11 protein-coding genes and 1 riboswitch are annotated in these 26,687 nt (G+C 76.6%); of the genes, 5 read left to right on the top strand and 6 right to left on the bottom strand.

Features of this window, described 5'->3' with window-relative positions; all coding sequences use genetic code 11:
* Positions 1–176: 176 nt before the first annotated feature.
* From ACWGB8_RS13930 to ACWGB8_RS13920, 3 genes are all read right to left on the bottom strand, one after another.
* Positions 177–1,694: a condensation domain-containing protein gene (locus ACWGB8_RS13930; protein WP_452213372.1), complete on the bottom strand. Its 1,518-nt coding sequence runs from the start codon at positions 1,692–1,694 to the stop codon at positions 177–179.
* Positions 1,691–15,298, bottom strand: coding sequence for a MupA/Atu3671 family FMN-dependent luciferase-like monooxygenase (locus ACWGB8_RS13925; protein WP_452213370.1), 13,608 nt, complete (start codon positions 15,296–15,298; stop codon positions 1,691–1,693). Before ACWGB8_RS13925 ends, ACWGB8_RS13930 begins: the two co-directional genes overlap by 4 nt.
* 238 nt (positions 15,299–15,536) lie before the next feature.
* Positions 15,537–16,892 carry an MFS transporter gene (locus ACWGB8_RS13920; protein WP_452213368.1) on the bottom strand — a complete coding sequence of 452 codons (1,356 nt, stop codon included), beginning with the start codon at positions 16,890–16,892 and terminating at the stop codon, positions 15,537–15,539.
* A 310-nt stretch (positions 16,893–17,202) separates the two neighbouring features.
* Between ACWGB8_RS13920 and pgm the strand changes: the two genes are divergently transcribed.
* Complete coding sequence (gene pgm / locus ACWGB8_RS13915) at positions 17,203–18,846, top strand: phosphoglucomutase (alpha-D-glucose-1,6-bisphosphate-dependent) (RefSeq protein ID WP_452213366.1); 1,644 nt, start codon at positions 17,203–17,205, stop codon at positions 18,844–18,846.
* Positions 18,847–18,998: 152 nt separating this feature from the next.
* On the top strand, positions 18,999–19,403 hold the full coding sequence (locus ACWGB8_RS13910; protein ID WP_452213364.1) for a hypothetical protein: 405 nt from the start codon (positions 18,999–19,001) through the stop codon (positions 19,401–19,403).
* Here ACWGB8_RS13910 and ACWGB8_RS13905 read toward each other — a convergent pair.
* The 3 genes from ACWGB8_RS13905 to ACWGB8_RS13895 form a co-directional block, all read right to left on the bottom strand.
* The gene (locus ACWGB8_RS13905) at positions 19,349–20,875 is read right to left on the bottom strand and encodes a phosphatase PAP2 family protein (RefSeq protein ID WP_452213361.1); all 1,527 of its coding nucleotides are present in this window, start codon (positions 20,873–20,875) and stop codon (positions 19,349–19,351) included. The two genes, ACWGB8_RS13910 and ACWGB8_RS13905, sit on opposite strands and share 55 nt — an antisense overlap.
* Before the next feature lie 101 nt (positions 20,876–20,976).
* Entirely contained in the window at positions 20,977–21,849 is an 873-nt protein-coding gene (locus ACWGB8_RS13900; protein WP_452213359.1) for a universal stress protein, read from the bottom strand.
* Between the two features lie 216 nt (positions 21,850–22,065).
* Positions 22,066–23,667: an ABC-F family ATP-binding cassette domain-containing protein gene (locus ACWGB8_RS13895; RefSeq protein ID WP_452213357.1), complete on the bottom strand. Its 1,602-nt coding sequence runs from the start codon at positions 23,665–23,667 to the stop codon at positions 22,066–22,068.
* Between the two features lie 293 nt (positions 23,668–23,960).
* On the opposite strand from ACWGB8_RS13895, the gene ACWGB8_RS13890 reads away from it, so the two are divergent.
* The 3 genes from ACWGB8_RS13890 to ACWGB8_RS13880 all read left to right on the top strand — a co-directional run bounded on the left by ACWGB8_RS13890 (position 23,961) and on the right by ACWGB8_RS13880 (position 26,127).
* Complete coding sequence (locus ACWGB8_RS13890) at positions 23,961–24,767, top strand: DUF6292 family protein (RefSeq protein ID WP_452213356.1); 807 nt, start codon at positions 23,961–23,963, stop codon at positions 24,765–24,767.
* Between the two features lie 351 nt (positions 24,768–25,118).
* Entirely contained in the window at positions 25,119–25,253 is a 135-nt protein-coding gene (locus tag ACWGB8_RS13885; RefSeq protein WP_452213354.1) for a hypothetical protein, read from the top strand.
* 181 nt (positions 25,254–25,434) lie between these two features.
* The gene (locus ACWGB8_RS13880; RefSeq protein WP_452213352.1) at positions 25,435–26,127 is read left to right on the top strand and encodes a hypothetical protein; all 693 of its coding nucleotides are present in this window, start codon (positions 25,435–25,437) and stop codon (positions 26,125–26,127) included.
* A gap of 185 nt (positions 26,128–26,312) precedes the next feature.
* A riboswitch (M-box (ykoK) riboswitch) is annotated at positions 26,313–26,486 on the top strand.
* The last annotated feature ends 201 nt before the right edge of the window (positions 26,487–26,687 follow it).

The following is a 26,687-nucleotide window of genomic DNA, read 5'->3' as shown; positions in this document are numbered from 1 at the left end:
CCTTGACGAGCCGAGGCAGTCGTCCGCGGCCCGGTGCGGGAGGATCCGCCGCACCACCGGACGGCGGTCGTACCGGATGTACCCGCACGTCCGCCCGGGGAACCCGCTCCGGGCCGACCGTTGGCCGACCGTGACGAACCGTCGGCCGGCCCGGAGCAGGGTGCGTGGGACCGGCCCTACCCCAGCAGCCCCGCCGAGAGCCGGGCGACGAGGCCGTCCAGCCAGCCGCGCACGGTGCCCTCGTCGAACAGGTCGGCGTCGTACTCGGCGACCCCGGCCATGCCGTCCGCGTCGGGGCTGAGCATCAGCAGCAGGTCGCAGCGGGCGGCGCTGCCGGGCAGGTCCTCCACGGCGACCTCCAGGCCCGCCAGCTCCAGCACCGGCGCCGGCGTGGTCTGCATCGCCAGCAGCAGCTGTGGGAAGGACGGCGGCAGCTCCAGCCCCAGCTCCCGCAGCGGCTCGGTGCACAGGCCGAACGGCACCTCCGCGTCGTCGACGGTGGTCGCCAGCGCCCGGCCGGCCAGGTCCACCAGGGCGTCGAAGCCCCCGGCGGCCCGTCCGGGCAGCCGCACCGGCAGGTTGGTGGTCAGCAGGCCGACCAGGCGCTCGTGCTCGCGCCGCCGCCGGTTGGCGGTGGAGAGCATCACCAGCGTCTCGTCGGCGCCGGTCACCTCGTGCAGCAGGTCCCCGAGGGCGGCCAGCACCACCGCCGCCGGGGTGGTGGAGCGCTGCGCCGCACGGCGGGTGAGGGCCGCGGTGAGGTCGGCCGCGAGCCGGAAGTGCAGGATGCCGCCGCGGCCGGAGCGCCGGTCCGGCCGCGGCCGGTCGGTGGGCAGGGGGACGGTCAGCGGCAGCCCGGCCAGCCGGTCGGCGTACCGGCGGGTGGCCCGGCGGACGGCGTCCCGGGTGACCACGGTCCGTTCCCAGCAGGCGTGTTCGATCATCGAGCCGGGGTCGGGCAGTGCGGCGTCCGGATCGCCGTACAGGGCGCCGAGGTCCTCCAGCAGGGTGGCCAGCGACCAGCCGTCCAGGGCGATGTGGTGGACCGTCAGGAACAACACGTGGCGGTCCGCGGCCGAGCGCAGCAGGCGGGCGCGCAGCAGCGGCGGGACGGCTAGGTCGAACGGGGTGCCGGTCTCCGCGCGGGTGGCGGCGGCGACCGCGTTCCGCCGGCCGACCTCGTCGAGGCCGGCGAGGTCGGTGACCGGCAGCGGCACCGGTCCTGCGGGGTGCACCTGCTGGAGCACGCCCAGGTCGGACGGGACGAAGCGGGTGCGCAGGCTCCGGTGGCGGGCCACCAGGGCGGCCAGCGCCCGCTCCAGGCGGGCCGGGTCGAGCGGCCCCCGGAGCCCGATGCGCAGCGTGATGTTCCACAGGCTGGGGTCGGCGGCCCGGCCGTGGCCGCGGTGCATCCGGGCCTGGGCGATGCCGGCCGGGGCGGCGGCCTCGGCCGTGCCGCCGCCGGTGAGGGTGGCGAGCAGCCGCTCGCGCGAGCCCTTCACCAGGGCGACGAGTTCCGCGTCCATCGCCCCGGGCGGGGCGAGGTACTCCAGCCGCTCGCCGGCGGTGGACAGCACGACCTCCCGCGCGTCCAGCAGCCGGACCAGTTCGCTCCAGTCCCGCTCGGCCTGCTCGGCCTGTTCGGTCCGACCGGTCGGCTCAGGCGTGCCCGGTGTGCCCGGCGTCCCGTTCACAGCGTCCCCCGCTCGAAGGTCTCGGCCGGGGCGGCGGCGGTGGCGCGGTCGGCCATGCCCCGGACGGTCGGACGGCGGAAGAACTCCAGGACGCCGAGTTCCAGCCCGGCCTCCTCGCGGACCCGGTTGAGCAGCCGGGTGGCGGCCAGCGAGTGCCCGCCGAGGTCGAAGAAGGAGGTCTCCACCCCCGGGTCGGACACCTTCAGCTCCTCCGCCCAGATCCGCTGGAGCAGCCGCTCCAGCCCGGTGGCGGGCGGGGCCCCGTCGGCGGCGCCCAGCGGTGCGGCGGGCGGCAGGGCGGCCCGGTCCAGCTTGCCGTTGCGGGTCAGCGGGATCGTGTCGGTGGCGGCCCAGAGCCGGGGCACCATGTGCTCGGGCAGCCGGTCCGCCAGGGCGTCCCGGACCCGGTCCGGTCCGGTGCCCGGGTCGAGTACGACCCAGGCGGCGAGCGCGGTGCCGTGCGGCCCGGACTGCGGGGCGACGGCGGCGGCGAGCACCCCGGGGACGCCGCGCAGCACGTTCTCGACCTCGCCCGGCTCGATCCGGTAGCCGCGGATCTTCACCTGCTCGTCGATCCGCCCGAGGTAGTCGAGGCTGCCGTCGGGCCGCAGCCGGCCGAGGTCCCCGGTGCGGTAGCGCAGGCCCTGCGGGGTGGCGGTGAAGGCGGCGGCGGTCTCCTCCGGGCGGTTCAGGTAGCCGAGGGCGACCTGCTCGCCGAGGACGTGGATCTCGCCGACCGCGCCGTGCGGCACCGGGCGCCCGGCGCGGTCGAGCAGCAGGATCCGGCTGCCGGGGACCGGCCGGCCGATCGGCGCGTGGTCGGGGCCGTCGGCCGGCACCTCGACCGCGGTGACCGCGTGGGTCTCGGTGGGGCCGTAGTGGTTGACCAGCCGGCACTGCGGGTGGCGGCCGAGGAAGGCACGCAGCGCCGGGGTGAGCAGCAGTTGCTCGCCGCCGGAGACGATCTCGCGGAGGTCGGGCACCGGCTCCTCGGCGAGCGCGTCCAGCAGCCCGGTCAGGGTGGTGTGCGGCAGGTGGATCCGCTCGGTGCGGGTGCGCCGCAGGTGCTCGGCGAGGGCGCGGGCGTCGTAGCGGGTCGCCTCGTCGAGCAGGACCAGCGTGCCGCCGCCGGACAGCGCGGTCAGCACCTCCTGGACGGAGACGTCGAAGCCGCAGGAGGCGTACTGCAGGGTGCGCCGCGGCGGGTGCTGGGCGGTGTTCCAGTCGATCAGGGCGGCCAGGGCGCGGTAGGGCATCAGGACGCCCTTGGGGCGGCCGGTGGTGCCGGAGGTGTACAGGCAGTACGCGGGCGACTCGGGGTCCGGGTCGACCGCGGGCGGGGCGGGCGGCACCGGGGTGTCGTCCTCGACCAGGACGGCCGGCAGCGGGATGCCGAGGCGGTCCACGGCGCCGGAGGTGAGCAGGACGGGGGCGCCGCTGTCGGCGGCGATCAGGCGGCAGCGCTCGGGGCCGTTCACCGGGTCGACCGGTACGTGCACGGCGCCGAGGCGCACCACGGCGAGCAGGGCGGCGACCTGGTCGGCGGAGCGCGGCAGCAGGGTGGCCACCGGCGTGCCGGCGCGCACCCCGGCGGCGGCCAGCAGGGCGGCCAACCGCTCGGCGCGGTCGTGCAGTTCGCGGTAGTCGACGGCCGTGCCGTCGGGGGTGAGGACGGCGGTGCGGCCGGGGTGCTCGGCGAGCGTGCGGGCGAGCCGCTCGCGCAGCGGGACCCGCTCGACGGGCGCTCCGGTCTCCACCGCCCCACCGCCCGGCAGGAGTTCGGCGAGCGGGCGGTCGGGTGCGGCGACCGCGGCGGTCAGCAGCTGCTCGAAGGCGGACAGCAGCCGGTCCACGGTCTCCCGGTCGAACAGCGCGGTGGCGTACTCGACGTGGCAGCGGAGGCCGTCCGGCAGGTTGGTGAGGAACAGCGTCAGGTCGAAGCCGGCCTTGTCGACCACGTCGTCCAGCGGGCGGGCGGTGAGGCCGGGCAGGTCGAGCTCGAAGAGCGCGTGGTTCTCGAACTCCACGAGCACCTGGAAGAGCGGGTTGCGGCTGGTGTCGCGCTCCGGGTTCAGCTCCTGGACCAGCACCTCGAATGGCAGCTGCTGGTGCTCGTAGGCGTCCAGCGCGGTGGCCCGCACCCGGGAGAGCAGCTTCTCGAAGGCGGGCTCGCCGGACAGGTCGAGCCGCAGCGCGAGGGTGTTGACGAAGAAGCCGACCAGGTCCTCGGTGCCCTCCGTGCGGTTGGCGACCGGGGTGCCGAGCACGATCTCGTCCTGGCCGCTGAAGCGGTGCAGCACCCCGGCGAAGGCGGTCAGCAGCACCATGAACAGGGTGGACCGCCTCGACCTCGCCAACTCGCGCACGCCGTCAGAGAGTTCGGCCGGCAGCAGTCGGACGAAGGCACGCCCGCGGCCGTCCGGCACCGGCGGACGCGGGCGGTCGGTGGGCAGCGCGAGCACCGGCAGCTCCCCGCCGAGCACCTTGCGCCAGTGCGCCAGGCTCTCCGCGTACGCGCCCTCGGCCACCCGGGCCCGCTCGTCGGCCGCGAACCCGGCGTAGCTCGTCGCCAGGGCCGGCAGCGCCGCCGGGCGCCCCTCCAGCGCGGCGCGGTACAGCTCGCCCAACTCGCGGGTGATCACCACCGCGGACAGCGTGTCGATCACGATGTGGTGCATCGAGAGGACCAGCACGTGCCGTTCCGCGGCGAGCCGCAGCAGCCGGGTGCGCAGCAGCGGCCCCTCGGCCAGGTCGAAGCAGTGCGCGCCCTCCTCGGCGACCAGGGCGCGTACCGCCTGCTCCGGGTCCGGCCCGGCCGGGGCGTCCTCGACGACCAGCGGCACGTCCACCGCGGGGAGCACGACCTGGTACGGCTCGCCGTCCTGCTCGCGGAAGACCGTGCGCAGCGCGCCGTGCCGGTCGGCGAGCGCACGCAGCGCGGCGGCCAGCGCCTCGCGGTCCACCGGGCCGTCCAGGGCGATCGCCTTGACCTCGTTGTAGCGGGAGCTGTCGGGCAGCATCCGGTGCAGGAACCACATCCGCTGCTGCGCGTACGAGAGCACGGCGCGCCGCTCGCGGGGTTCGGCGGTGGCGCGGCGCAGCGCGTCCAGGTGCGGCATCCCGGAGGCGACCAGCTCGGGGGAGAGGCCGAAGTCGACGAAGGCGGCGATCTCGTCGGCGCCGGCCGCGCGCAGCGAGTCCAGGACGCCCTGGACGCTCTCCGGGGTGCCGATCAGGGCGCGGGAGGCGCAGTAGCGCTCGTAGGCGCGCTCCAGGACGAATTCGAGGTCCTCCTCCGGGGTGTTCTCGTAGTCGAGGGTGAGCCCGAGGCTGTTGGCGACCTGGCCGAACAGCGAGAGGGAGGAGCGGAGGTAGGAGCAGAACGGCCGGTACGCCTGCTCGCGGGCGGTGGCGAGGTCGGCGCCGAGGTAGGTGTGCACCAGGACCACCACCCGGCCGGCCTCGGGGTCGAGGCCGTGGTCGGCGCGGGTGCGCCGGTAGAGCGCGATGTTGGCGGCCAGCGTCGCGACGTCCTGGGTCATCAGGTTGGTGATGACCCCGAGGTCGTGCCGGGCGGCCTCGCGGAAGCTGTCCGGGTTGCCGACGATCGCCGTGAACATCGGCGGCAGCTCCTGCAGCGGCCGCGGGTGCAGCCCGACCTCGATCTCCTCGCCGTTGCCGTTGCGGCCGCGGTAGGGCTCGCCGCGCCACAGCGACCGGACGGTGTCGATCTGACCGTGCATCAGCTCCTTGTGGGAGCCGTAGTTCTCGGGGGCGAAGAGGAAGTCGTTGGGGTGCCAGCCGCTGGCGCAGCCGAGGCCGACCCGCCCGCCGGACAGGTTGTCCACCACCGACCACTCCTCGGCCACCCGCACCGGGTGGTGCAGCGGCAGCACCGCGCAGCCCGCGTTGAGGCGGATCCGCTCGGTCTCCCGGGCCAGCGCGGCGGCCAGCACCGAGGGGTTGGGGAAGATCCCGCCGAAGGAGTGGAAGTGCCGCTCGGGCAGCCAGACCGCGTGGAAGCCGTTGCGGTCGGCGAACCGGGTGCTCTCCAGCACGATCCGGTAGCGGTCCTCGGGGCGGGTGTCGACCGGGTAGTCGCCGAAGAAGTAGAGGCTGAAGTCCACCGGCCGGTCCGGGTCCCCCGGGGCCGCGGGCACGGGCGCGGGTGCGGGGGTCGGCGCGGCGTCCTGCCGTGCGGGGGCGTGGGTGTCGGGCAGTTCGCGGCGAAGTGCGGGGGCGTCGGTACCGGGCAGTTCGCGGCGGGGTGCAGGGACCGGGACCGGCCGGGCGGACGGGAAGAAACCGCCGCGCCGCATGTCCCGCAGCGACTCGCGGACGGCGTCGACCACGAACTCCACGTCGCCGTCCGAGTGCGCGGTGGAGAGGAAGAAGTTGCGCCACTCCCAGATGTACACGCCCCGGGTGAGCAGGTGCGGGAAGAGCAGTTCCATGTCGGCGCGCGGCTCGAAGCGGAACAGCGAGCCGAAGTGGGCCAGCGAGAGCGGGAACTCCTCGTCCGCGAAGAACGCGTTGAGGGTCGAAGCCAGCTCGTCGGTGCGGGCGTTCAGCCGCTCCTGCAGCGCCGGGCCCTGCTCCTTGAAGTGCCGCAGGACCGCCCGGCAGGCCGCCATCGACAGCGGGTGCTGGATGTAGGTACCGCCGAAGAAGGTGGTGTCGTTCGGCGGGTAACTGGCGTCCCCGTACTGCCAGAAGCCGCCGTCGATGCCGTCCATCACCGCCGCGCGCCCGGCGATCGCCCCGATCGGGAAGCCGCCGCCGAGCACCTTGCCGTACGTCGACAGGTCCGGCTCGACGCCCCAGAAGCCGCGGGCGCCGCGCAGGTGCGGGCGGAAGCCGGTCAGCATCTCGTCGAAGACCAGCACGATGCCGCGGCGGGCGGTCAGTTCGCGCAGCGCGCGGACGAACTCGGCGGGCTGCCGGCCCGGGTGGCGGCTCTGCACCGGCTCCACCAGGACGGCCGCTATCCGGTCGCCCTGCTCCTCGATCACCTGCAGGCTCTGCGGGTCGCCGTACTTGAGCACGATCAGGTCGGCGACCGCGCTGCCCGGGATACCGATCGACACCGGGACCGTCTCGCGGTCCGCGCCGGAGCCGACCGAGCGGCCCAGGGTGTGGTCGAAGTGCCCGTGGTAGGAGCCCTCGAACATCACGATCCTGTCCCGCCCGGTGTACGCCCGGGCCAGCCGGATCGCCCCGGCGTTCGCCTCCGTCCCCGAGTTGGCGAAGGCCACCCGCTCGGTGCCGGTCAGCTCCGCCAGCAGCTCGGCCGCCTCGCCGGTCTCGTCGCCGCGCGGGCCGAGCCGCAGCCCGCCCGCCAAGTGCTCGCGCACGGCCTCCTGGACGAACGCCGGCTCGTGGCCGAACAGCAGCACGCCGAAGCCCATGGTGATGTCGACGTAGGAGTTGCCGTCGATGTCCTCCAGCCGGGAGCCGTGCGCCCGGCTGGCCGCGAGCGGGTACAGCATCTCCTTGGTGGCCGAGCGGAAGCCCACCACCGCCCGGCTGTCGGCGAGCACCCGCCGGTGGCGCTGGGTGAGCGCCTTGGACGCGGCGGTGCGTGCGGTGAACCGGGCGGTCAGCTCGTCGAGGTGGCGGCGCTGTTCGTCGGTCAGGCCGCCGGCCGCCATCCCGGAGTCGCGGGCCACGGTCACCCGGGGGCCGTGCACCTGGGGCGCCGCGGCCGGGGCGGACGGCGGCGCGGGCTGCTGGGCGGCGGGCTGCTGGGTGGGCCGTTGGTCCGGCTGGGGTGCCGCGGGCAGGGCGGCGGGGACCGGGGCGGCGGGCAGGGCCGCCGGAGCGGGGGTGCCGCCGGCCAGCAGGGTGAGCTGGTGGGCCATCAGCTCGGAGAACTGGCCGAGCAGGGCGAGCTGGCGGTCGATCACGGCGCCGGCCCCGCTGTCGGCCCCAGCCGGGGAGGTCGGAGCGGTCGGGGCGGCCGGGACCACCGGGGCGGCGGCGAACGGCGCGACCGGGACCGCCGACAGGGCGGCTGCGGGCGGTACGGCTGCATGCGGTGCGGTCAAGGGCGCTACGGGTGCGGGCAGGGCCGGTACGGGCTGGGGCACGGGCACCGGGACGGCTGCGGGAGACGCGTCCGCGACGGCAGCCGCCGCCACCGGCTCGGGCGCCGGGGCTGCGACCGGCGCCGGTGCGGGCACCAGCGCCGCCAGCGCCTCCGGCGACATCCGCCCGGCGATCAGCCCGGCCAGCCGGGCCGGGGTGTCCGCCTCCTCGAACAGCTCGCGCATCGAGACCCGGACCCGGAAGGCCCGTTCCAGGTCGCGGATCATGTTGATCATCGACAGCGAGTCGGCACCGAGGTCGAAGAACGGGTCCTCGGCCCCCACCGCCTCGTCCGCCACCCCGAGCTGGCGGGCGGTCTGCTCGACCACCCGGCGCAGGATCAGGTCGGCCGCGAGCTCCTCGGCGGCGGCCTCCGCCGCCGGGGCCGGCACGGGCGTCTCGGTCATGACGGGCTCCTCCAGGGCGGTGCGGTCGGGTACGGACGCCACAGTGGGCGGGGGTGTCGGCGCCGGCGGGGTCGCGGGCGCCGGCGGGGTGAACCAGTGGTGGGTGCGCCGAAGCGGCCGTCCCGGCAGCGGGACCCGCCGCGCGGGACCGTCCGGCCACGGCCGGGCGCCGGCGGCCCCGGCCCAGTCCACCGGCGCGCCGTGTGCCCACAGCGTGCCGAGCGCGGTCAGCAGGTGCTGCTCGGGATCGCGCCCGCGCCGGCCGCTCGGCACGAACACCGCCCCGGCCAGCTCGCGCCGGCCCAGCCCGCTCAGCGTGTGGTGCGGTCCGACCTCCAGGAACAGCCGGTGCCCGAGGCCGTCCAGCGCGGCCAGCACCCGGTCGAAGCGCGCGGTCTCCCGGGTCTGGCGGACGAAGTGCTCGGCGTCCGGCACCGTGCCCGGGGCCAGCACCGCACCCCCGAGGTTGGTGACCAGCGGCAGCCGCAGCGGCCGGAAGGCGATCTGCCGCAGCCGGCCGCGGAAGGCGTCCAGCATCGGGTCCATCAGCCGGGAGTGGAAGGCCCGGTCGGCGGCCAGCCGCTCGGCCTCGACTCCCTCGACGCCCAGCACGGCCTCGGCCGCCGCGACGTCCGCCGGACGGCCGGCCAGCACGCACTGGCCGACGCCGTTCACCACCGCGAGGTCCACCCCGGGCAGCCACGCGGCGAGCTCCGCCAGCCGCTCGACGGCGATCGGGACGGCGGTCATCGCCCCCGGCTCGGTCGAGCGGTGCATCAGCCGGCCCCGCACCCCGGCCAGGAAGAGCCCGTCCGCCAGCCCGAACGCCCCGGCCGCGTACGCGGCGGCGTACTCGCCCGCGCTGTGCCCGGCCACGGCCGCCGGACGCACCCCGAACTCCTCCCACAGCGCGGTGTACGCGGCCTGCACCGCGAACAGCGCGGGCTGCACCGCCTCCGTCGTCCAGCGCTCCGCACCGTCGGCGCGCTCCAGCAGCAGCGGAAGCAGCGGCTCGCCCCAGGTCTCCCGGTGCAGCCGGTCACAGGTGTCCAGCACCCGCCGGAACACCGGGAACGCCCGGTACAGCCCTGCGGCCATCCCCCGGTACTGCGCGCCCTGGCCGGTGAACAGCAGCACCGGCGCCTGCGCGCTGCGCCCGGCGTCCGCCGACAGGTGCGCCGGTCCGGAACGCCGTCCGGCGGTGTACGCGTCCAGCGCCTCGGCGAGCGCGGCCGGACCGTGGCCGGTGACGGCCAGCCGGTGGCGCAGCGGGCGGCGGCCCGCCCCCAGGGTCAGCAGCAGGTCGCCCGGCCGCGGCGCCGGTTCGGTGCGCAACCGGTCGCGGACGGCGGCGGCCAGCTCGGCCAGTGCCTCGGGACTGCGCGCGGAGAGCGGCAGCAGGCCGAGCGGGGCGGCGTCCGGCGCGGTCGCCGGTCCGGCCCGGTCGGGTGCGGGCGGCTCCTCCAGCACCACGTGCGCGTTGGTGCCGCCGACGCCGAGCGCGCTGACCCCGGCCCGGCGGGGCGCGGCGCCGCGCGGCCAGGCGGTCGCCCCGGCGGGCAGCACGAACGGGCTGCCCGCCAGCCCCAGCGCCGGGTTGGGCCGGGTGAAGTTGGCCAGCGGCGGGATCGTGCCGTGCCGCAGGGCGAGCACCGCCTTGATCAGCCCGGCCAGCCCGGCGCAGGTGTCCAGGTGCCCGATGTTCGGCTTGACCGAGCCGAGCGCGCAGAACTCCGCGGCCTGCGTCCGGGCGCGGAAGGCGCGGGTGAGCGCCTGCACCTCGATCGGGTCGCCTAGCGGGGTGCCGGTGCCGTGCGCCTCGATGTAGCCGATGCTGTCGGCCGGTACGCCCGCGGTGTCCAGGGCCCGGCCGACCACTGCGGCCTGGCCGTCCACGCTGGGCGCGGTGTAGCCGACCTTGCCCGCGCCGTCGTTGTTGACCGCCGAGCCGAGGATCACCGCGTGCACGGTGTCCCCGTCGGCCAGCGCCCGGTCGAGCCGCTTCAGCAGCACCGCGGCCACGCCGTTGCCGCCGACCGTCCCCCCGGCCCGCTCGTCGAACGCCCGGCAGACCCCGTCCGGCGCCAGGATCGAGCCCTCCTGGTAGCGGTAGCCGGCCGCCTGCGGGATGTGCAGCGCGGCGGCTCCGGCGAGCGCCAGGTCGCTGTCCCCGGTGAGCAGCGACTGCACCGCCAGGTGCACGGCGACCAGCGACGTCGAGCAGGCGGTCTGCACGCCCACGGCGGGCCCGGTCAGACCGAGCCGGTACGCCACCCGGGTGGCCGCGAAGTCCGCCTGGTTGCCGATCGCGAACTGCAGTGCCTCGACGGGCTGCGCCGGGTCCGCGGCGGCGCCGACGGTCTGCTGGAGGTAGGTGCGCAGCGCGTACAGGGTCATCCCGGTGCCCGCGAACACCCCGATCCGGGTCGCCGGGTCGCTGTCGCCGTAGCCGCCGTCGTCCAGCGCCCGGGCGCAGGTCTCCAGCAGAAGCCGCTGCTGCGGGTCCATCAGGGCGGCCTCGGCGGCGCTGATGCCGAACGCCTCGGCGTCGAAGTGCCCGATGTCCTCGATCGGCGCGGTGACCGGCACGAAGTCCGGGTGGGTGTACTCGGACTCCCGGATTCCGGCCGCCGCCAGCTGGTCGGGGGTGAAGCGGGTGGTGCTGACCACGCCGTCCACGATGTTGTGCCAGTACTGCTCGGGGGTGTCGGCACCGGGCAGCCGCAGCGCCAGGCCGACCACGGCGATCCGCCGGTCGTCCGGGACGGTCCGCGACCCCCCGACGGGCTCCGGGGCGGGCCGCGCCGGGTCGGCCGGACCGCCGGCCAGACGGGCGGCCAGCGCGTCCACGGTCGGGTGGCGGAACAGCGCGGTCGGCTCCAGCCCGGGCGCCGGGCCGGCCGCCAGCGCGGCGTGCACCCGCATCAACTGCACCGAGCCGATGCCCAGTTCGTGGAAGGGCAGGCCCGGGTCGACCGGGCCGCCGAGCACCGCCTCGAAGGCGTCCAGCACCCTGCGCCGCAGTTCGGCGGGCGCGGTGACGGGGGTGGTCACGGCCGCGGTCGCGGGGGCGGCGACCGCGTCGGGCACCGGCCGCTCGGTCGGGTCGGCCCGGTCGGTCGGGTCGGTCGGGCCGTCCGGGTCCGCGGCGGCCTCGACCACCAGCCGGGGGGCGTCCGCCAGCAGGCGGCGGCGCGCGGCGGGACGGCCCGCGTCCGGCCCGGCGAACCAGTGGCCGGGCGGGCCCGCCAGCAGGGCGGTGGCCAGCCGCCGGCCCTCGGCGGCGCCGAGCACCGCGATGCCGCGTTCGGCGGCGGCCGCATCGTGCGACTCCTCCCGGTTCATGCCGATACCGCTCCACAGGCCCCAGGAGACCGTCCAGGCGGGCACCCCGTGCTCGCGGCGCAGCCGCTCCAGAGCAGCCTCCAAGGAGCGGTTGGCCGCGGCGTACCCGGCGGAGCCGACCACCTCCTGCAGACCGATCAGCGAGGAGAAGCCGACGAAGCCGGCGCCCGGCCGGGCCAGCACCAGCTCGGCCAGTGCCGCGGTGCCCTCGGCCTTGGCGGCGACGGCCTCCCGCCACTGCTGCGCGGTCAGCTCCTCCAGCAGCCCGATCCGGTAGGAGCCCGCCAGGTGGAGCACCCCGTCCAGCGGAGCGCCCCAGCCGGCCTCCGCCTCGGCGACGGCCTCGGCGAGCGCCTTGCGGTCGGTCACGTCGACGGACCGGTACTCCACCCGGCCGCCCGCCCGGACCAGCCGCTCCAGGGCGGCCCGCCGGGCGGCGGCCGCGGGTCCGTCCCCGTCCGGGTCGGTGCGGCCGATCAGCAGCAGTCGGGCGCCCCAGCGGCGCAGCAGTTCCGGCAGCAGCTCCGCGGCGATGCCGCCGAGCCCGCCGGTCACCAGCAGGCGCACCCCGGGTGCCAGCAGCCCGCCGCCGGGGGCGCGGTCGGTGGGGGTGCAGTCGGTGGAGGCGGTGTTCGCCGGTACTGGGGCGCTCGGCGGACCGAGCCGGGGGACGTACGCGCGACCGTCGCGCCAGGCCGCCTCGGGCTCCTGCCGCGGGTCGGCGAGGAACGCCAGGACGGCCTGCGGGTCCGGTGCCGCATCGCCCGGCAGGTCCAGGTGGCGGGCGCCGGCGAGCAGGTGCTCGACCCGCACGCCGGCCGTCAGGGCCGCCGTCTGCGCCGCGGCGGGGACGGGCAGTTCACCCTCCGCGAGGGCGTGCAGCCCGGCGCTGACGGTGGTCAGCCGGATGCCGGAGGCGGCCCCGGTGCCGTAGTGGCGGGCGAGCGCGCGGGCCAGGCCGAGCAGGGCCTCGCCGCAGAACCGCGGGTCCGGGTCGGCGGTGTGCGCCCACAGGTGCAGGACCTGCGACGGGCGGCGTCCGGCGGCGTCCAGCTCGGCGAACAGCGCGGGCCAGTCCTCGGCGGCGAGCTGGTCGAGCACCCGGGTGTCGCCGCCGCTGTCGGTGCTGCCGGAGCCGTCCCGGCCGCCGGTGTCGTGGGTGCCGTCGGGGGCGTCCGCGGGGTCGGGGGTTTCCGCGTGGCCGACCCGGACGGCCTGCGGCAGCAGCGCCGCCAGCGCGTCCGCGAGGGTGCCGGGGCCGGTGGGACCGACCAGCAGGATCGTTTCGTCGGGGATCGGGGCGGGCCGTACGGGCGCCGGCCGGGGCTCCCAGACCAGGCGGCGTACGGTGTCGGGCACCGTCCGGGCGTTGCCCTCGGCGAGGTCGAGGGCGGTGAGCAGCGGGTCGAAGTCCCCGGCCAGCAGCCGGCCGCGGACGGCGGTGCGCTGGATCTTGCCGCTGGTGGTGCGCGGGAAGTCCGCGGCGGGCAGCGGCAGCACCACGGCGGCCGTCAGCCCGAAGCGCTCGGCCAGCGCGGCCCGGACGGCCGCCACCACCGCGGTCGCGCGGGCGGGGCCGGGAACGGGCACGGGCACGGCGACCGGCGCGCGGTCCGGGGCGGTGCTCCGGTCGGACGGCGGTTCGGACGGCGGGGCGGACTCCACGGCCGCCTGCCGGTCGGACCCCAGGTCGGACTCCGGGTCGGACCCCAGGTCGGAGTCCGGGTCGGAGTCCGGGGCGAGGACGAAGAACAGCGCCAACTGCTCGCTGCCGCTGCGTTCGTCCGGTACGCCGCAGGCCGCGACGTGGCCCGAGAGCACGCCGTCGACGGCGGACACCACGTCCTCCAGGTCGTGGCAGAAGTGGTGGACGCCGTTGATGATGATGATCTCCTTGCGGCGCCCGGTCAGGATCACCTCCCCGTCGCGCAGGTAGGCGAGGTCACCGGTGTCGAACCAGCCGTCGGCGGTGGAGGATTCGCGGTCCGCCTGCGGGTTGTTGAGGTAGCCGGGGGTGACCCGGCCGGAGGAGATCTGCAGCCGGCCGATCCGCAGCTCGGGCAGCACCGTGCCCCGGTCGTCGGCCACCCGGATCCGGGCGCCGGCCGCCGGTCGGCCCATGGAGAGGAACCGGGTACCGGGCCGCTCGGCCGACTCGGCCTCCAGGGGCCGCAGTTCGCCGGTCAGCGAGTCGGTGGCCAGCAGCTGGACGGCGCCGGGCTCGCCGTAGCGCTTGTAGGTGACGACCGTGCAGGTCTCGGCCATTCCCCAGCCCAGCAGCAGGTGGTCGGGACGCAGCCCGGACGGTGCGAGGCGGGCGAGGAACTCGTCGGCGACCGACTCGGTGCACTGCTCGCCCGCGTTGATCAGGGACTTGACGGCGGTGAGGTCCCAGCGGCGGTCGGGCGCCGCGCGCAGCGCCTCGGCGACCAGCCGGTAGCCGAAGTTCGGCGACCAGGAGTGCGCGGCACGCTGCCGCTCCAGCGTGTCCAGCCACAACAGCGGCTCGGCGAGCACCAGTTCGGTGGGGATGTGGGTCTGGTCGGCGGCCATCACCACATCGCGCAGGTGGAACATCAGCAGGCCCGCGACGTGGTCGAGCGGCAGCCAGTTGACGGTGGCGTCGCCGGGCGCGAAGCCCTCCTGGCAGGCGCCCGCGACGTACTCCAGGATGCCCCGGTGCCGGATCCGGATCGCCTTGGAGCGGCCGGTGGAGCCGGAGGACAGCTGAAGGATCGCGACCTCGCCGCTCGGCCCGTGCGGCTCGGCGGGCGGCTCCCCGGCGGAGCGGTCGACCGGGACGATCCGCATGGCCGCGGCGTCCGGGTGGAGCGCGCCGAGGCCGGCCAGCCCCGGGACGGCCGGGCCGGCGGCCAGGACGGCCGGGTGCTTCAGGGTCTCCCAGGCGTTGAGCAGTTTCTCCAGCACCGGGTGGGGGTGGTCGTAGCCGGGCGGCCTGGCCACCGTGACCGGCAGGATGCCGCCGAGCAGGCAGGCCCAGAGGGCGGGGAAGTACTGCTCCGGGTCGGGCACCTGGAGGATCGCGCGGTCGCCGGGCCGCAGGCCGGCCCGGGTGAGCGTGGTGAGCACCCGCCGGGCGCGGTCGAGGAGTTCGGGGTAGCGGAGGGTGGTGGTGCCGCCGTCGGCGCGCACCAGGTGCAGGCCCCGCCCGGGGTGCCGCTCGGCGGCCCGCAGCAGGGCGTCGGCGAGGTCGGTGGGGGAGTCGGGCAGCGGTTCCAGCGGCGGGCCCTCGGCGACGGCGGGTTCCCCGGCGGGGGCGTCCGGCGGTGCCGCGTCCTCCTCGGCAGCGGCCCCGCCGCCCGTGCCTCCGCCCGGCCCGGCGCCCGTGCCCCCGCCCGGCCCGGTGCCCGCGGCGGTGCCGAACGGGCGCCAGTGCGGGGTGAGCCGGCTCAGGTGCTGCCGCGCCGGCCGGGGGTGCTCGTGCGGCTCGCGGGCGGCCGCGAGGGCCTGCCGGTCCGGTGTGCCGTCGGCCGTCCGCGGGATGCCGTCGACCAGCACGATCGCGGCGTCGGGGGCGGTGTCGAGCAGTTCGGCGGCGACGCGTCGGCGCAGCCCGTCGGTGCCCCGGCCGACCGCGGGCACCACGTACGCGACCGGGGCGGTGCCCGCCGGGGCCGCTGCGCCGTCCCGGTCGGCCGTCGGGTCCCCGGCCGGGAGGAGCGCGCAGTCGGCGACGTCGGGGTCGCGCAGCAGCCTGCCTTCCAAGGCGTCGAGCCGCTGGCGGTCGGGGCCGGGGGTGCTCATCTGTCGTACCTTCCTGGGCTTTGTGGGCGGAAGCGAGGTACTGCGGGCACGGCGGTGCCTCGGCGCGGCCGGTGGGCGGCGTCGGGGCGAACGGGTCGGAACGCGTACGGGGCGGAGCGGGGCGTGCGGGCGGTGCGGCCGTACGGGTGGGGCCGGTTGGTCGGCGGGGCGGTGCGAGCGGGGCGGTGGGGCTGTCGGGAGGGTGGGTCCGGACGGTCCGTGGCGGGCCGTCGGCGGGTCAGTGGTCGGCGGGGACGGGTACCGGGGCGGCGGCGGTGGCGGTGCCGCGCCGGCGGGCGGCGACGGCGACGAACAGCAGGAACCCGGCCGCCAGCACGATCGGCACGGCGTGCGAGAAGCCGACCACCGTGAGCGGGCTGAAGCGTTCCAGCAGCCCGGCGCTGAGCAGCATCCCGGTGCCCATGCCGAGGCTCTCGGCGCTGGCGACCAGTCCGAACGCCTGGCCGCGCCGGTCGTCCTCGACGGCCTGGATGCGGGTGGTGTACGAGATCTCGGTGAAGCCGTCGGCGAGGCCGGCACCGAGTGCGACCAGCAGGAAGAGCGGGGTCGGCAGGCCGGTGAAGGCCAGGATGAAGCAGGCCGACATCAGTGCGGTGCCGACGGCGAAGGCCCGTTCACCGGGCTCCCGTCCGTGCTTGAGCAGCAGCCGGGAGACCAGTTGGTGCGCCCCGAGGCTGCCGACCGCCCAGGTCGCCCAGAACAGGCCCAGCACCGAGGCCGGGTTGTCGGGGGCGCTCTGGGTGGCGAACACCGGCAGGCCGATGTTGTGCGCGGCCGAACCGAAGGCGTCCACCAGCCGGATGGCGACCATCGCGCCGATCACCGGCAGGGCGCGCAGCAGCACCAGGCCGGCCCAGCGGCTGCTGCCGCCCGGCTGTGCCGCCTCGCCCGGCGTGCCGGACTGCGCGGTGTCCCCGGTCCCCGAGGACGCCCCGGACTCCCCCTTCGCCGCCGGGGCCCCGGCGGTCTCCGCCCGGGTGCGCAGCCGCAGGCGGAGCACCACGATCCCGAAGACCGCGAAGCTGGCGGCGTCGGTGAGCAGTGCGGCGTGGATCCCGGCCCAGGCGACCAGCACGCCGGCGGAGGCGAAACCGAGCACCATGGCGGTCGAACGGCCGGTCACCAGCACGCCGTTGGCGCGGGCGCGCTGCTCGGGGCCGACCATTTCGGGGACGCTGCTGCGCAGGGACACCGCGGAGAGGGTGCCCGCCGCGCCGAACAGCAGTGCCAGCGGGTAGAGCACCGGGATGCGCAGGTGCTCCGGGGTGAGTGCGAGGCCGACCAGTCCGGCGGCCTGGGTGAAGGCGCAGGCCACCATGAGCAGGCGCCGGTCGAGCCGGCCGACGATCCGTCCGGCGAGGAGGCCGGCGCCGAAGCCGCCGAGCAGGCGCAGGGTCAGGTACCCGGCGGTGCCGAGGGCGTTCCCGGCGGCCTCGTACGCGAACAGGCTGAGCGCCACCATGTTGAGCTGGCTGCCGTAGCTGGAGACGGCGTCCCCGACGGCGAGCCAGTAGAACGGCCTGGGCAGGGTGCTCGTGGCGGTGCCCGGGCGTGGAACGGTGTGATCCCTCACGGCGGCTCCGTTGCCATGTGACATTTCACTTTGATCCTAGGGCGCCGCCTGCGGCGGGATCAAGGGTGGTGACCCCGGTCGATGCCTGCCAGGGCGGCGGTATGACCATACGTCAGTACGCGGTCAAGGCTGGTGCGGAGCGATCAGTTCCGGCCACGGCCCGGGATGCCGCCGACCGCACCCCGGACCCCGCGCCGACCGCACCCCGGACCCCGCGCCGACCGAGGTGGCAGGCCGGTTACGATCGGTGAGGACGGGGGCGCCGCCGGGGCCGACCGGCGAGCGTACGAGGACGAACGCGGGAGACGCGATGGTGCACGAGCGGGCCGGACAGCAGGCGCGGCCGGAGGACCTGGTGGACGTGGCGAGGCTGGTGACGGCCTACTACACGCTGCACCCCGATCCGCAGGACGTCGGCCAGCGGGTGGCCTTCGGCACCTCCGGGCACCGCGGGTCGTCCCTCGCCACCGCCTTCAACGAGGACCACATCGCCGCCACCACCCAGGCGATCTGCGAGTACCGCGCGGCGCAGGGCATCACCGGCCCGCTCTTCCTCGGCGCCGACACCCACGCGCTCTCCGAGCCCGCCCGGGCCACCGCCGTCGAGGTGCTCGCCGCCAACGGCGTCACCGTGCTGCTCGACAGCGCCGACGGCTACACCCCCACCCCGGCGGTCTCGCTCGCCGTCCTCACCCACAACCGCGCCCACCCCGGGGCGCAGGCCGACGGCATCGTGGTGACCCCCTCGCACAACCCGCCCGCCGACGGCGGCTTCAAGTACAACCCGCCGCACGGCGGCCCGGCCGGCTCCGACGCGACCGGCTGGATCCAGGACCGCGCCAACGAACTCATCGCCGCCGGGCTCACCGGCGTCAAGCGGCTGCCGTACGCCCGGGCGCTCGCCGCCGACACCACCGGCCGGTACGACTTCCTCACCGCCTACGTCGACGAGCTGCCCTCGGTGCTCGACCTCGACGCGGTCCGCGCGGCCGGCCTGCGGATCGGTGCGGACCCGCTGGGCGGCGCGTCGGTGGCCTACTGGGCGCGGATCGCCGAGACCCACCGGCTCGACCTGACCGTGGTCAACCCGGTCACCGACCCGGCCTGGCGGTTCATGACGCTGGACTGGGACGGAAAGATCCGGATGGACTGCTCCTCGCCGCACGCCATGGCCTCGCTGATCGGCCGGCGCGACGAGTACGCCGTCGCCACCGGCAACGACGCCGACGCCGACCGGCACGGCATCGTCACCCCCGACGGCGGCCTGATGAACCCCAACCACTACCTCGCGGTCGCCATCGACTACCTCTACCGGCACCGCGCCGAATGGTCCGAGCGGGCCGCGGTCGGCAAGACCCTGGTGTCCTCCTCGATGATCGACCGGGTGGCCGGCGAGCTGAAGCGCGAGCTGGTCGAGGTGCCGGTCGGCTTCAAGTGGTTCGTCGACGGGCTGCTCGCCGGCTCGACCGCGTTCGGCGGGGAGGAGTCCGCCGGCGCGTCCTTCCTGCGCCGCGACGGCCGGGTCTGGACCACCGACAAGGACGGCATCCTGCTCGCCCTGCTCGCCTCCGAGATCACCGCCGTGACCGGCCGCAGCCCCAGCGAGTACTACGGCGAGCTGACCGCCCGCTTCGGCGCCCCCGCCTACGCCCGGGTCGACGCCCCGGCGGACCGCGCGCAGAAGGCGCTGCTCGGCCGGCTCTCCGCCGACCAGGTGAAGGCCGGCGAGCTGGCGGGCGAGGCCGTGACCGCGGTGCTCAGCGAGGCACCCGGCAACGGCGCGGCGATCGGCGGGATCAAGGTCTGCACCGAGAACGCCTGGTTCGCGGCCCGCCCCTCCGGCACCGAGGACGTCTACAAGATCTACGCCGAGTCCTTCCAGGGGCCGGAGCACCTGGCCCGCGTCCAGGAGGAGGCCCGCGCCCTGGTCGGCGAGGTCCTCGGCAACGCGTAGGGCGCTTCCGGCCGTTCCCGTGCTTCCCGCCGCAATCGCCGTGCCCCGCCGTTCCGCCCGGCTCCCGTCCACCGGGCGGGCGTGCGGGCCGCGGGCGTGCGGGCCCTCGGGCGGCGGGCCGTATCGTGGCGGTCGACGAGAGGGGGCCGGCCGTGACCGGAACGACGGGTGCGGGGAATGCGGTACTGCTGGCCACGGGGCGGCCGTTCGCGCAGCGGGTCGCGGCGGCGGCCCGGGCCTGGGAGGAGGCCGGCCGCGGCGCCGACCCGCTCCCGCACGGCCCGGCCTTCTTCGCCCTGTACTGCTGGCACCAGGAGCAGCAGCGGCATGCGGGGCCCGCCGCCGGGGCGCCCGCCGACTACCTGCACGCCGCGTACCGGGGCATCGGCGGCGCGGCCGGCTGGGACACCCTGCTGGCCGAACGCGCGTACTGCGACTGCCACGGCGTGCGCTGGCGGCTGGAGAACCTCGCCGTCTGCGTCGGCTGCCTGCGCTACCGCTGCTACGAGGCCGAGGGCCGCTGCGCGGCCGGGCCCCACTGCGAGACCGTCGGCTGAGCCGGCCGGTACACCGTGAGCGCGCCGCGCGCCTTCGACAGCCGCAGCGGGCCGGAGGCCGGCACGCTCTCCCCGTCGACCGCCATCCGGTCGGCGTCGCCCAGCGAGGACAGCTCCAGCGAGGACAGCCGGGCCGCCCGGTAGACCCGCGAGCGGTCCAGGGTGCCGGACAGGAACGCCGCCGCCAGCCGGGTGCGGGCGAACGGGCTCCCGCCGTCCACCGCGCGGACGTCCAACAGGCCGTCCGCGAGCCCGGCCCGCCGGGTCGGCGCGAAGCCCGCGGGATCGTACGCGCCGTTCCCGGCGAACAGCAGCCACAGCCGGCGGCGCCGGCCCCCGGCCACCACGGTCACCGGCTCGGCGTTCGCCAGCACCCGGGCCACGGCCACCGCAAGGGCCGGCCACTTGCCCAGCTGCTTCTCCAACTCCTCGCGGACCCGCACCAGTTCGGGGTAGACGCCGAGACTGAAGGTGTTCACGAACACCCGTCGGCCGGTGCCGTCCGCGGCCACCCCCAGATCCACCCCGCAGGCCGTCCCCGCCTCCACGGCGGCGGCCGTCGCACCCGCCCACTCCACGCCGAGGTCCAGTGCGAAGTGGTTGAGCGTCCCCCCGGGGAAGACCGCGAGCGCCAGCCCGCGCTCGGCGGCCAGCGAGGCGGCCAGGTTGACCGTGCCGTCACCGCCCGACACCCCGAGGGCCCCGCCCTCCTCCACCGCCCGGTCGGCCGCCGCCTTCAACAGGACCGGCAGGTCGTCCTCCGGCCCGCACACCTGCACCTCGGCCAGCGGCAGCAGCTCGCGCAGCTCCGCCACCGTCTCCTCCGGGCCGGACGGCAGCATCGCCCCGCTGCCCGAACCGGCGTTCACCACCACCTGCAGCCCCTTGCCGCCCGGCAGCGCCGGCGCCGGCTGCCGGGGCGGTGCGGCCGGCACCGGGCCCTCCGACGATCGCGGCCACCACCGCAGCGTCAGCGCGGCCATCGCCCCGCCCACCGCGAACCCCGCCAGCACGTCCCCCGGGTAGTGCGCCCCCGTGTACACCCGCGAAGCGCCGACCGCAGCCGCGACCGGCGCCACCACCGCACCCAGCGCCGGCGACTCCAGCGCCACGGCCGTCGCGAACGCCGCCGCCGAGGCGGAGTGGCCGGACGGGAACGAGGTCGTCACCGGCTGGCGCAGCAACTGCCGCACCAGCGGCACCTGGTCGAGCACCGGCCGCGGCCGGCGGGTCAGCTGCTTCGCCGCCACATTGGCCATCGTCGAGGCCAGCGCAATCGCGCCCACCCCGCGCAGTGCCGCGCGCCGCCCGGTCCGCCCGCCGACCGCGGCCAGCACGGCGGCGGTGCCGAACCAGAGCTTCCCGTGGTCGGCGGCGTGGCTCAGATGGCGCAGCCACGGCTGCGCCCCGCGCAACCCGGCGGTGGCCACGCGGTCGAACAGGGCACGGTCCAGCGCGTCCAGTCGGTCCATCCTCGGAGCCTAGCGCCTGCGCGGCGGCGGGGCCGGGCGGCGGTCGCCCGCACCACGGCGGCAGCGGACACCGGCGTCGGGCGGATGGGTGGGCGGTCCGGTCAGGCGGCCCGGGCGGGCGGCACCGTGACGACCGGGCAGTGCGCCCGGTGCAGCAACCCGTACGGCACCGAGCCCAGCCGCATCCCGGTGAACCCGCCGTGCCCGCGCCGACCCACCACCACCGCCAGCGCCTCCGCGGACGCCTGCGCCAACTCCTCCACCGGGTGGCCGACCAGCACCTGGTGGGTCAGCGCCACCTCCGGGTGGCGCTCGCCGTACCCGGCGGTCAGCTCCGCCAGCCGGGCCCGGGCCGACTCCACGGCGGTCCGCCGGTCGGGTGGGAACAGCAGCGGCGGCTGCCACACCCAGACCGCCCGGACCACCGCGCCGCGCCGGGACGCCAGGTCGAAGGCGAACGCCACCGCCGACGCCGAGGCCGGGCTCCCGTCCACCCCGACCACCACCTGGCGGGGCTCCCCGGTGTCCTGCTCCGGCTCCGCCACCACCGCGACCGGGCAGCGGGACTGCGCGCTCACCGGCACCGTCACCGAGCCGTTGCTCAGCACCTCCTCCAGCCGGTTCAGCCGGCGCGAGCCCAGGACCACCAGTTCGGCGTGCCGGGACTCCGCGCAGAGCGCCCGCGCCGGGCTGTCCTCGACCACCGCGCTGGACAGCACCACCTCGGGATGCCGGGCGAGCACCGCCTCGGAGGCGGCGGCGAGTGCGGCATCCGCGCGCTCCCGCACCTCCCTGCGGTAGCCGACCCGGTCGAAGGCGCGGGCGTCGTGGCTCGGCTGCGGCAGCGCGTGGACCAGCCGCAGCGGCAGCCCGCGCCCCGCGGCCTGGTCGGCCGCCCACGCGGCCGGCAGCGGCCCGGGCGCCAGGGCGTCGACGCCCAGCACGATCGGGCGGCTTCCCTCGGTGGCAGTCATGCTTCCTCCACGGTGGACCGGCCGGGCGGGCGCACCCCGGACGCTGCCCGCACCCCCGTCCGGCGCCGGCGGACCCCACCCCTCCATGGTCGCCCCGTCCGCCCCGGCCGACCAGGACAACGGCGGGGCGGACGGGGCGGACGGGACGGGGTGGCTCACCGGTGTGGGGCGTGGGGCCTGGGCGTGGGGTGTGGGGCGGCCGGGGTCGGGCCGCGGTCAGGCCAGGGTCACCAGGTCCAGGTACCCCTCGTGCCACAGGTCCTCGTCGCCGTCCGGCAGCAGCAGCACCCGGTCCGGCCGCAGCGCCGCGATCGCCCCCGGATCGTGGGTGACCATCACGATCGCCCCCGGGTACGTCCCGACCGCGCCCAGCACCTCGTCGCGCGAGGCCGGGTCGAGGTTGTTGGTGGGCTCGTCCAGCAGCAGCACGTTCGCCCCGGAGTGCACCAGCGTGGCCAGCGCCAGCCGGGTCCGCTCACCGCCGGACAGCACCCCGGCCGGCTTGTCGGCGTCGTCACCGCCGAACAGGAACGCGCCGAGCACCCGCCGCACCTCGCCGTCGGTCAGCTGCGGCGCGGCGGACGCCATGTTCTCCCGGACCGTCCGGGCGAGGTCCAGCGTCTCGTGCTCCTGGGCGAAGTAGCCGAGCCGCAGACCCGGTCCGGCGACCACCCGGCCACCGTCCGGGGCCTCCCGGCCGGCGAGGATCCGCAGCAGCGTGGTCTTCCCGGCGCCGTTCAGCCCCAGGACGACCAGCCGCGAGCCCCGGTCCACCGCCAGGTCCAGCCCGGCCAGCACCGGCCGCCCGCCGTACGCCTTCGCCAGGCTCACCGCGCCGAGGGGGGTCCGGCCGCAGGGCGCCGGCTCGGGCAGCCGGATCCGGGCGGTCCGTTCCACCGGTCGCACGGCCTCCGACTCGGCGAGCAAACGGTCCGCGCGGCGGGCCATGGTGCGGGCCGCCACCGCGGTCGCCACATTGGCGCGCATCCGGTCGGCCTGGGCGTGCAGCGAGGCGGCCTTGCGCTCGGCATTGGCCCGCTCCCGGGCCCGGCGGCGCTCGTCCGCGCCGCGCCGGGCGAGGTAGGCGTCCCAGCCGGTGTTGTGGACGTCGATCGCGGCGCGCCGGGGATCGAGGTGGAAGACCCGGTTCGCGGTGTCGGCCAGTAGCTGGACGTCGTGGCTGATCAGCACCAGGCCGCCGCGGTACCCGGCGAGGAAGCCGCGCAGCCAGCCGACCGCGTCCGCGTCGAGGTGGTTGGTCGGTTCGTCCAGCAGCAGCGTGCCGTGGTCGGCGAAGAGGATCCGGGCCAGCTCGACCCGCCGCCGCTGGCCGCCGGACAGCGCCCCGACGGGTTGGTCCATCACCCGCGTGGGAAGGCCGAGACCGGCCGCGACCCGGGCGGCCTCGGCCTCCGCCGCGTAGCCGCCGCCGGCCTGGAATCCGGCCTCGGCCCGGTCGTACGCCGCCATCGCGCGCTGCTGCGCGGCCGGCCCGGCGCCCTCCGCCATCGCGGACTCGGCGGCGCGCAGCGCCCGCACCGCGCGGTCCAGCCCGCGGGCGGAGAGGATCCGGTCGGTGACGGTGACCGCCGGGTCGGCGGCCCGGGAGTCCTGGGCGAGGTGGCCGATGCCGCCGGTGGCGGTGATCGTGCCCGCGGCGGGCTTCAGCACCCCGGCGAGCGTGGTGAGCAGGGTGGTCTTACCGGCGCCGTTGCGGCCGACGAGGCCGATCCGGTCGCCCGGCGCGATGTGGAAGGAGAGGTCGGACAGCAGCAGACGGGCGCCGACGCGCACGTCGACACCGCGAACGGTAATCATGGGATGACGCTCCGAACTGGCAAAAGGACACACGGGTGGCGTGGAGGTGTGTCCTGGAGCTAGGAGATTCGGGGCGTAGACATGTCGACCAGGCTAACGGCACCGGACCGACCGGTGCACCCGGATTTCGCCAGCCGACCCCCACGGGGTCGCCGCTTCGGGTGAAAGACGGTTCGGCAGGGCTCCCGGGTGGCAGGGTGGCCGCAGTGGCAGTGGCAGTGGCAGTGGCAGTGGCAGTGGCAGTGGCAGTGGCAGTGGCAGTGGCAGTGGCAGCAGAGCAGAGGTGAAGGGTGGTGGGCGCGGTGCACGAATCGGGTCCGTACCGCGCGTACCCGTACGAGGCCTACATCGTGCGCGTGGTCCGCGCCCTCGGGGTGGCCGGCGCCGGGGTGTCCTCCTGGCAGACCGACACCCGGACGCGCGCCCACGGCGACCACCTGGGCGCCGAGCTGTGCTGGCGTCGCGCCACCCTGGTCGAGCGGGGCGCCGCCGCCGGCGGCGGACGGGACCTCCACCTGTTCTGGAACCCCGAGGACGGCTGGACCTACCGCTGGGGCCCGGGCCGCGACGACACCGGCGCCCGCGCACTCGACCTGGACGCCTTCGCCTCCCCGTCCGACGTGGTCGCCCTCCTCGGCGACCTGGCCGCCGGTGCACCGGAGGGCACGACGGAGGCGACGGGCACGACAGACGCGACGGGCGGGACGGAAACGACGGGCACGACGGGCGCGGCGGCCGGGACGGAAGCGACGGGCACGACGGCCGGGACGGATGGGCCCGACGTGTCCGGCGCGGCCGCGGGCCGCGAACCCCGTCCCGCGCCCGCGGCCGGCACCGTGTTCGCCGCAGGGCCGGGGATGAACATCGGCAACGGCGTCGTCATCGGCAGCCCCGCCCAACCGGTGCCCAACCGCCGCGACCTGCTCGGTGGTCCCCTCGACGGCCACCGCCTCGACGTCAGCACCCTGACCGCCGAACAGCTCCGGGCCGGCCTCGCCCTGCGCGCCGGCGGCTGCGCCTACCCCGGCGGCCGGAGCGTCTACACCCAGGACCCGGAGCGCCCCGACGTCCTCCGCTGGGCCGGCGACATCCCCCGGTAGCCCCCGGGCGCCGTCCGCTGGGGGTGCACACGGACGGCATGACCCGGTCCGGTCCGGTCCGGTCCGACCCGAACCGACCCGGACCGAGCGACGGACCCGGGCCGGCGGATTCCGGTCCGCGGCCGACCCGTCCGGCGGGAATACCCCCTTGCCCGGCGGGCGGGTGCTGGGTTCCATGGCAGGTATGGGGCGAACCGAGCGCGTTCTGACGACCGATCACGAACCGGCCGACCGGCCCGCGGCCCGGCGGCCGACCCGGCGGCCGACCGGCGACGGTCCTGAGCCCGGCCGACCGACCGGCCACGACGGGCCCGTGGCGCCCCCCGCGCCGCGGGCCGGGTAGGGCCCGCGGTGTCCGCCCGCGGGGGCCGCCGCCGGGGCCAGGACCCGGACTCCCACCGACTGCGCGGCTGGGGCTGGCTGATCTGGGTGGTGCTGATCGGCCTGTTCCTCTGGGCCGGCCTCGCCGCAGGCCCGTCGCGGTAGTGCCGCGCCCGGCCCGCGTCTCCGCCCGGCCGGGTCGGGTGGCGCGCACCACCCGTGGCCGCCACCGGCCGTTTCCGGAACCCGGTTTGACGGTTCATCGGAAGTGAGTACGGGTACTCAGGCTGAGCTGCCGGGAGCAGCCTAGGGTGGCAGGCCGGGGGAGCATCAGGAGGGGGCGGCGATGAGTACGGCGGTGAACGGGCCGGTGCCGAACGGCCGGACGGGCGGCGGCTCGGGGGACGGCAGCCCCGTCGACCGGGGCACGGCACAGCGGGTTCGGACCAGGCAGGCCGGGGCCGGCCGGCGCCGACCAGGTCGGGAACGGCCGAACCAACCGGTCAACGGACCGGTGGTCAACGGCCTGATCGCGATCGCGGGCGCGGCCCTCCTCGGGGTCGCCGTGGGCTTCTGGGCGGAGGGCGACGGCGGCTCGGTCCTGCTGCGCCGCTGGCTCGGCGACCCCGTCCCGCTGCTGCTGGCCGCGCTGCTGCTGGTGGTCGCCGCCTGGCTGGTGGGTCGCCGGCGGACCGGCGGTCTGCTGGTCTGCGCGGTGCTCGCGGTGCCCCTGGTCGCGGTGGCGGACCGGCCCCAGCCCGTGGTCGTCGTCGAGGCCGTCGCGCCCGGCCACGGAGACCGCCGGGTCCTGATCCTGGAGCGCGACGGCAAGGAGTGGGAGCGGAGCGTCGAACTGCGCACCGGCCGCGGCCTGACCGCCCGCCACTGGTCGCTCGACTCCCGGGTCACCACCACCGCGACCGGCCCGCACAGTGCGGTCGGCTGGAACGGCCCGGACCAGGTCCGGGTGACCGACGCGGGCGGCCAGGAGCACACCGTCGACCTCGACCCGGCCACCGGGGCGCCGCTGCGCGGCTGAGCCACCGACGGGACCGGCCGGGGGCGGGCCGAGGAGCGCCGGGGCGCCGGGACGGGGCCGGGACGGGGCCGGGGGCCGGTCGGAAGCCGTGGGCACCGGGTCCGGAGCCGGTCGAAGCCGTGAGCACCGGGGCCGGGGCCGGTCGGAGGCGGTGCCCGTACGGGGCTAGACTTGGGCGCGTTGTGCAGGCACCTCGTTCGGTGAGGCGTCGCCACGGACACAGGCCACTGACCCCACGACGTCGAGAGACGCCCAGGGTCAGGACAGGTCTCCCCGGCCTAAGGGGTGACCCCAAGTGGCTGCACCCCCGGGTGCTACGCCGTGGCGTGCCAAAGCTCTGACGAGTACAGGGGTGCCCCGCCCGGATCGACCGGTCTGCGTACCGGTGCTGCCCGTGGCGTGAATCTCCTGTGGCCGGGTACCGGCGCCCTGTGACAGGGCGTCCCGACGGCGAGGAGGTGAGGTCAGTGGAGTGCAGTAGTCCGGGCCGAAGTCGGCCCCGCACCGAGACGTCCCCCTTCCTCGGCACCCGGCAGTCCCCCTCCCGTACCGCTCCCTCC

It is taken from the genome of Kitasatospora sp. NPDC054939 (genome assembly GCF_053610105.1).
Note: the sequence above shows the minus strand (reverse complement) of the source record. Positions and strands in the feature narration are given on the sequence as shown.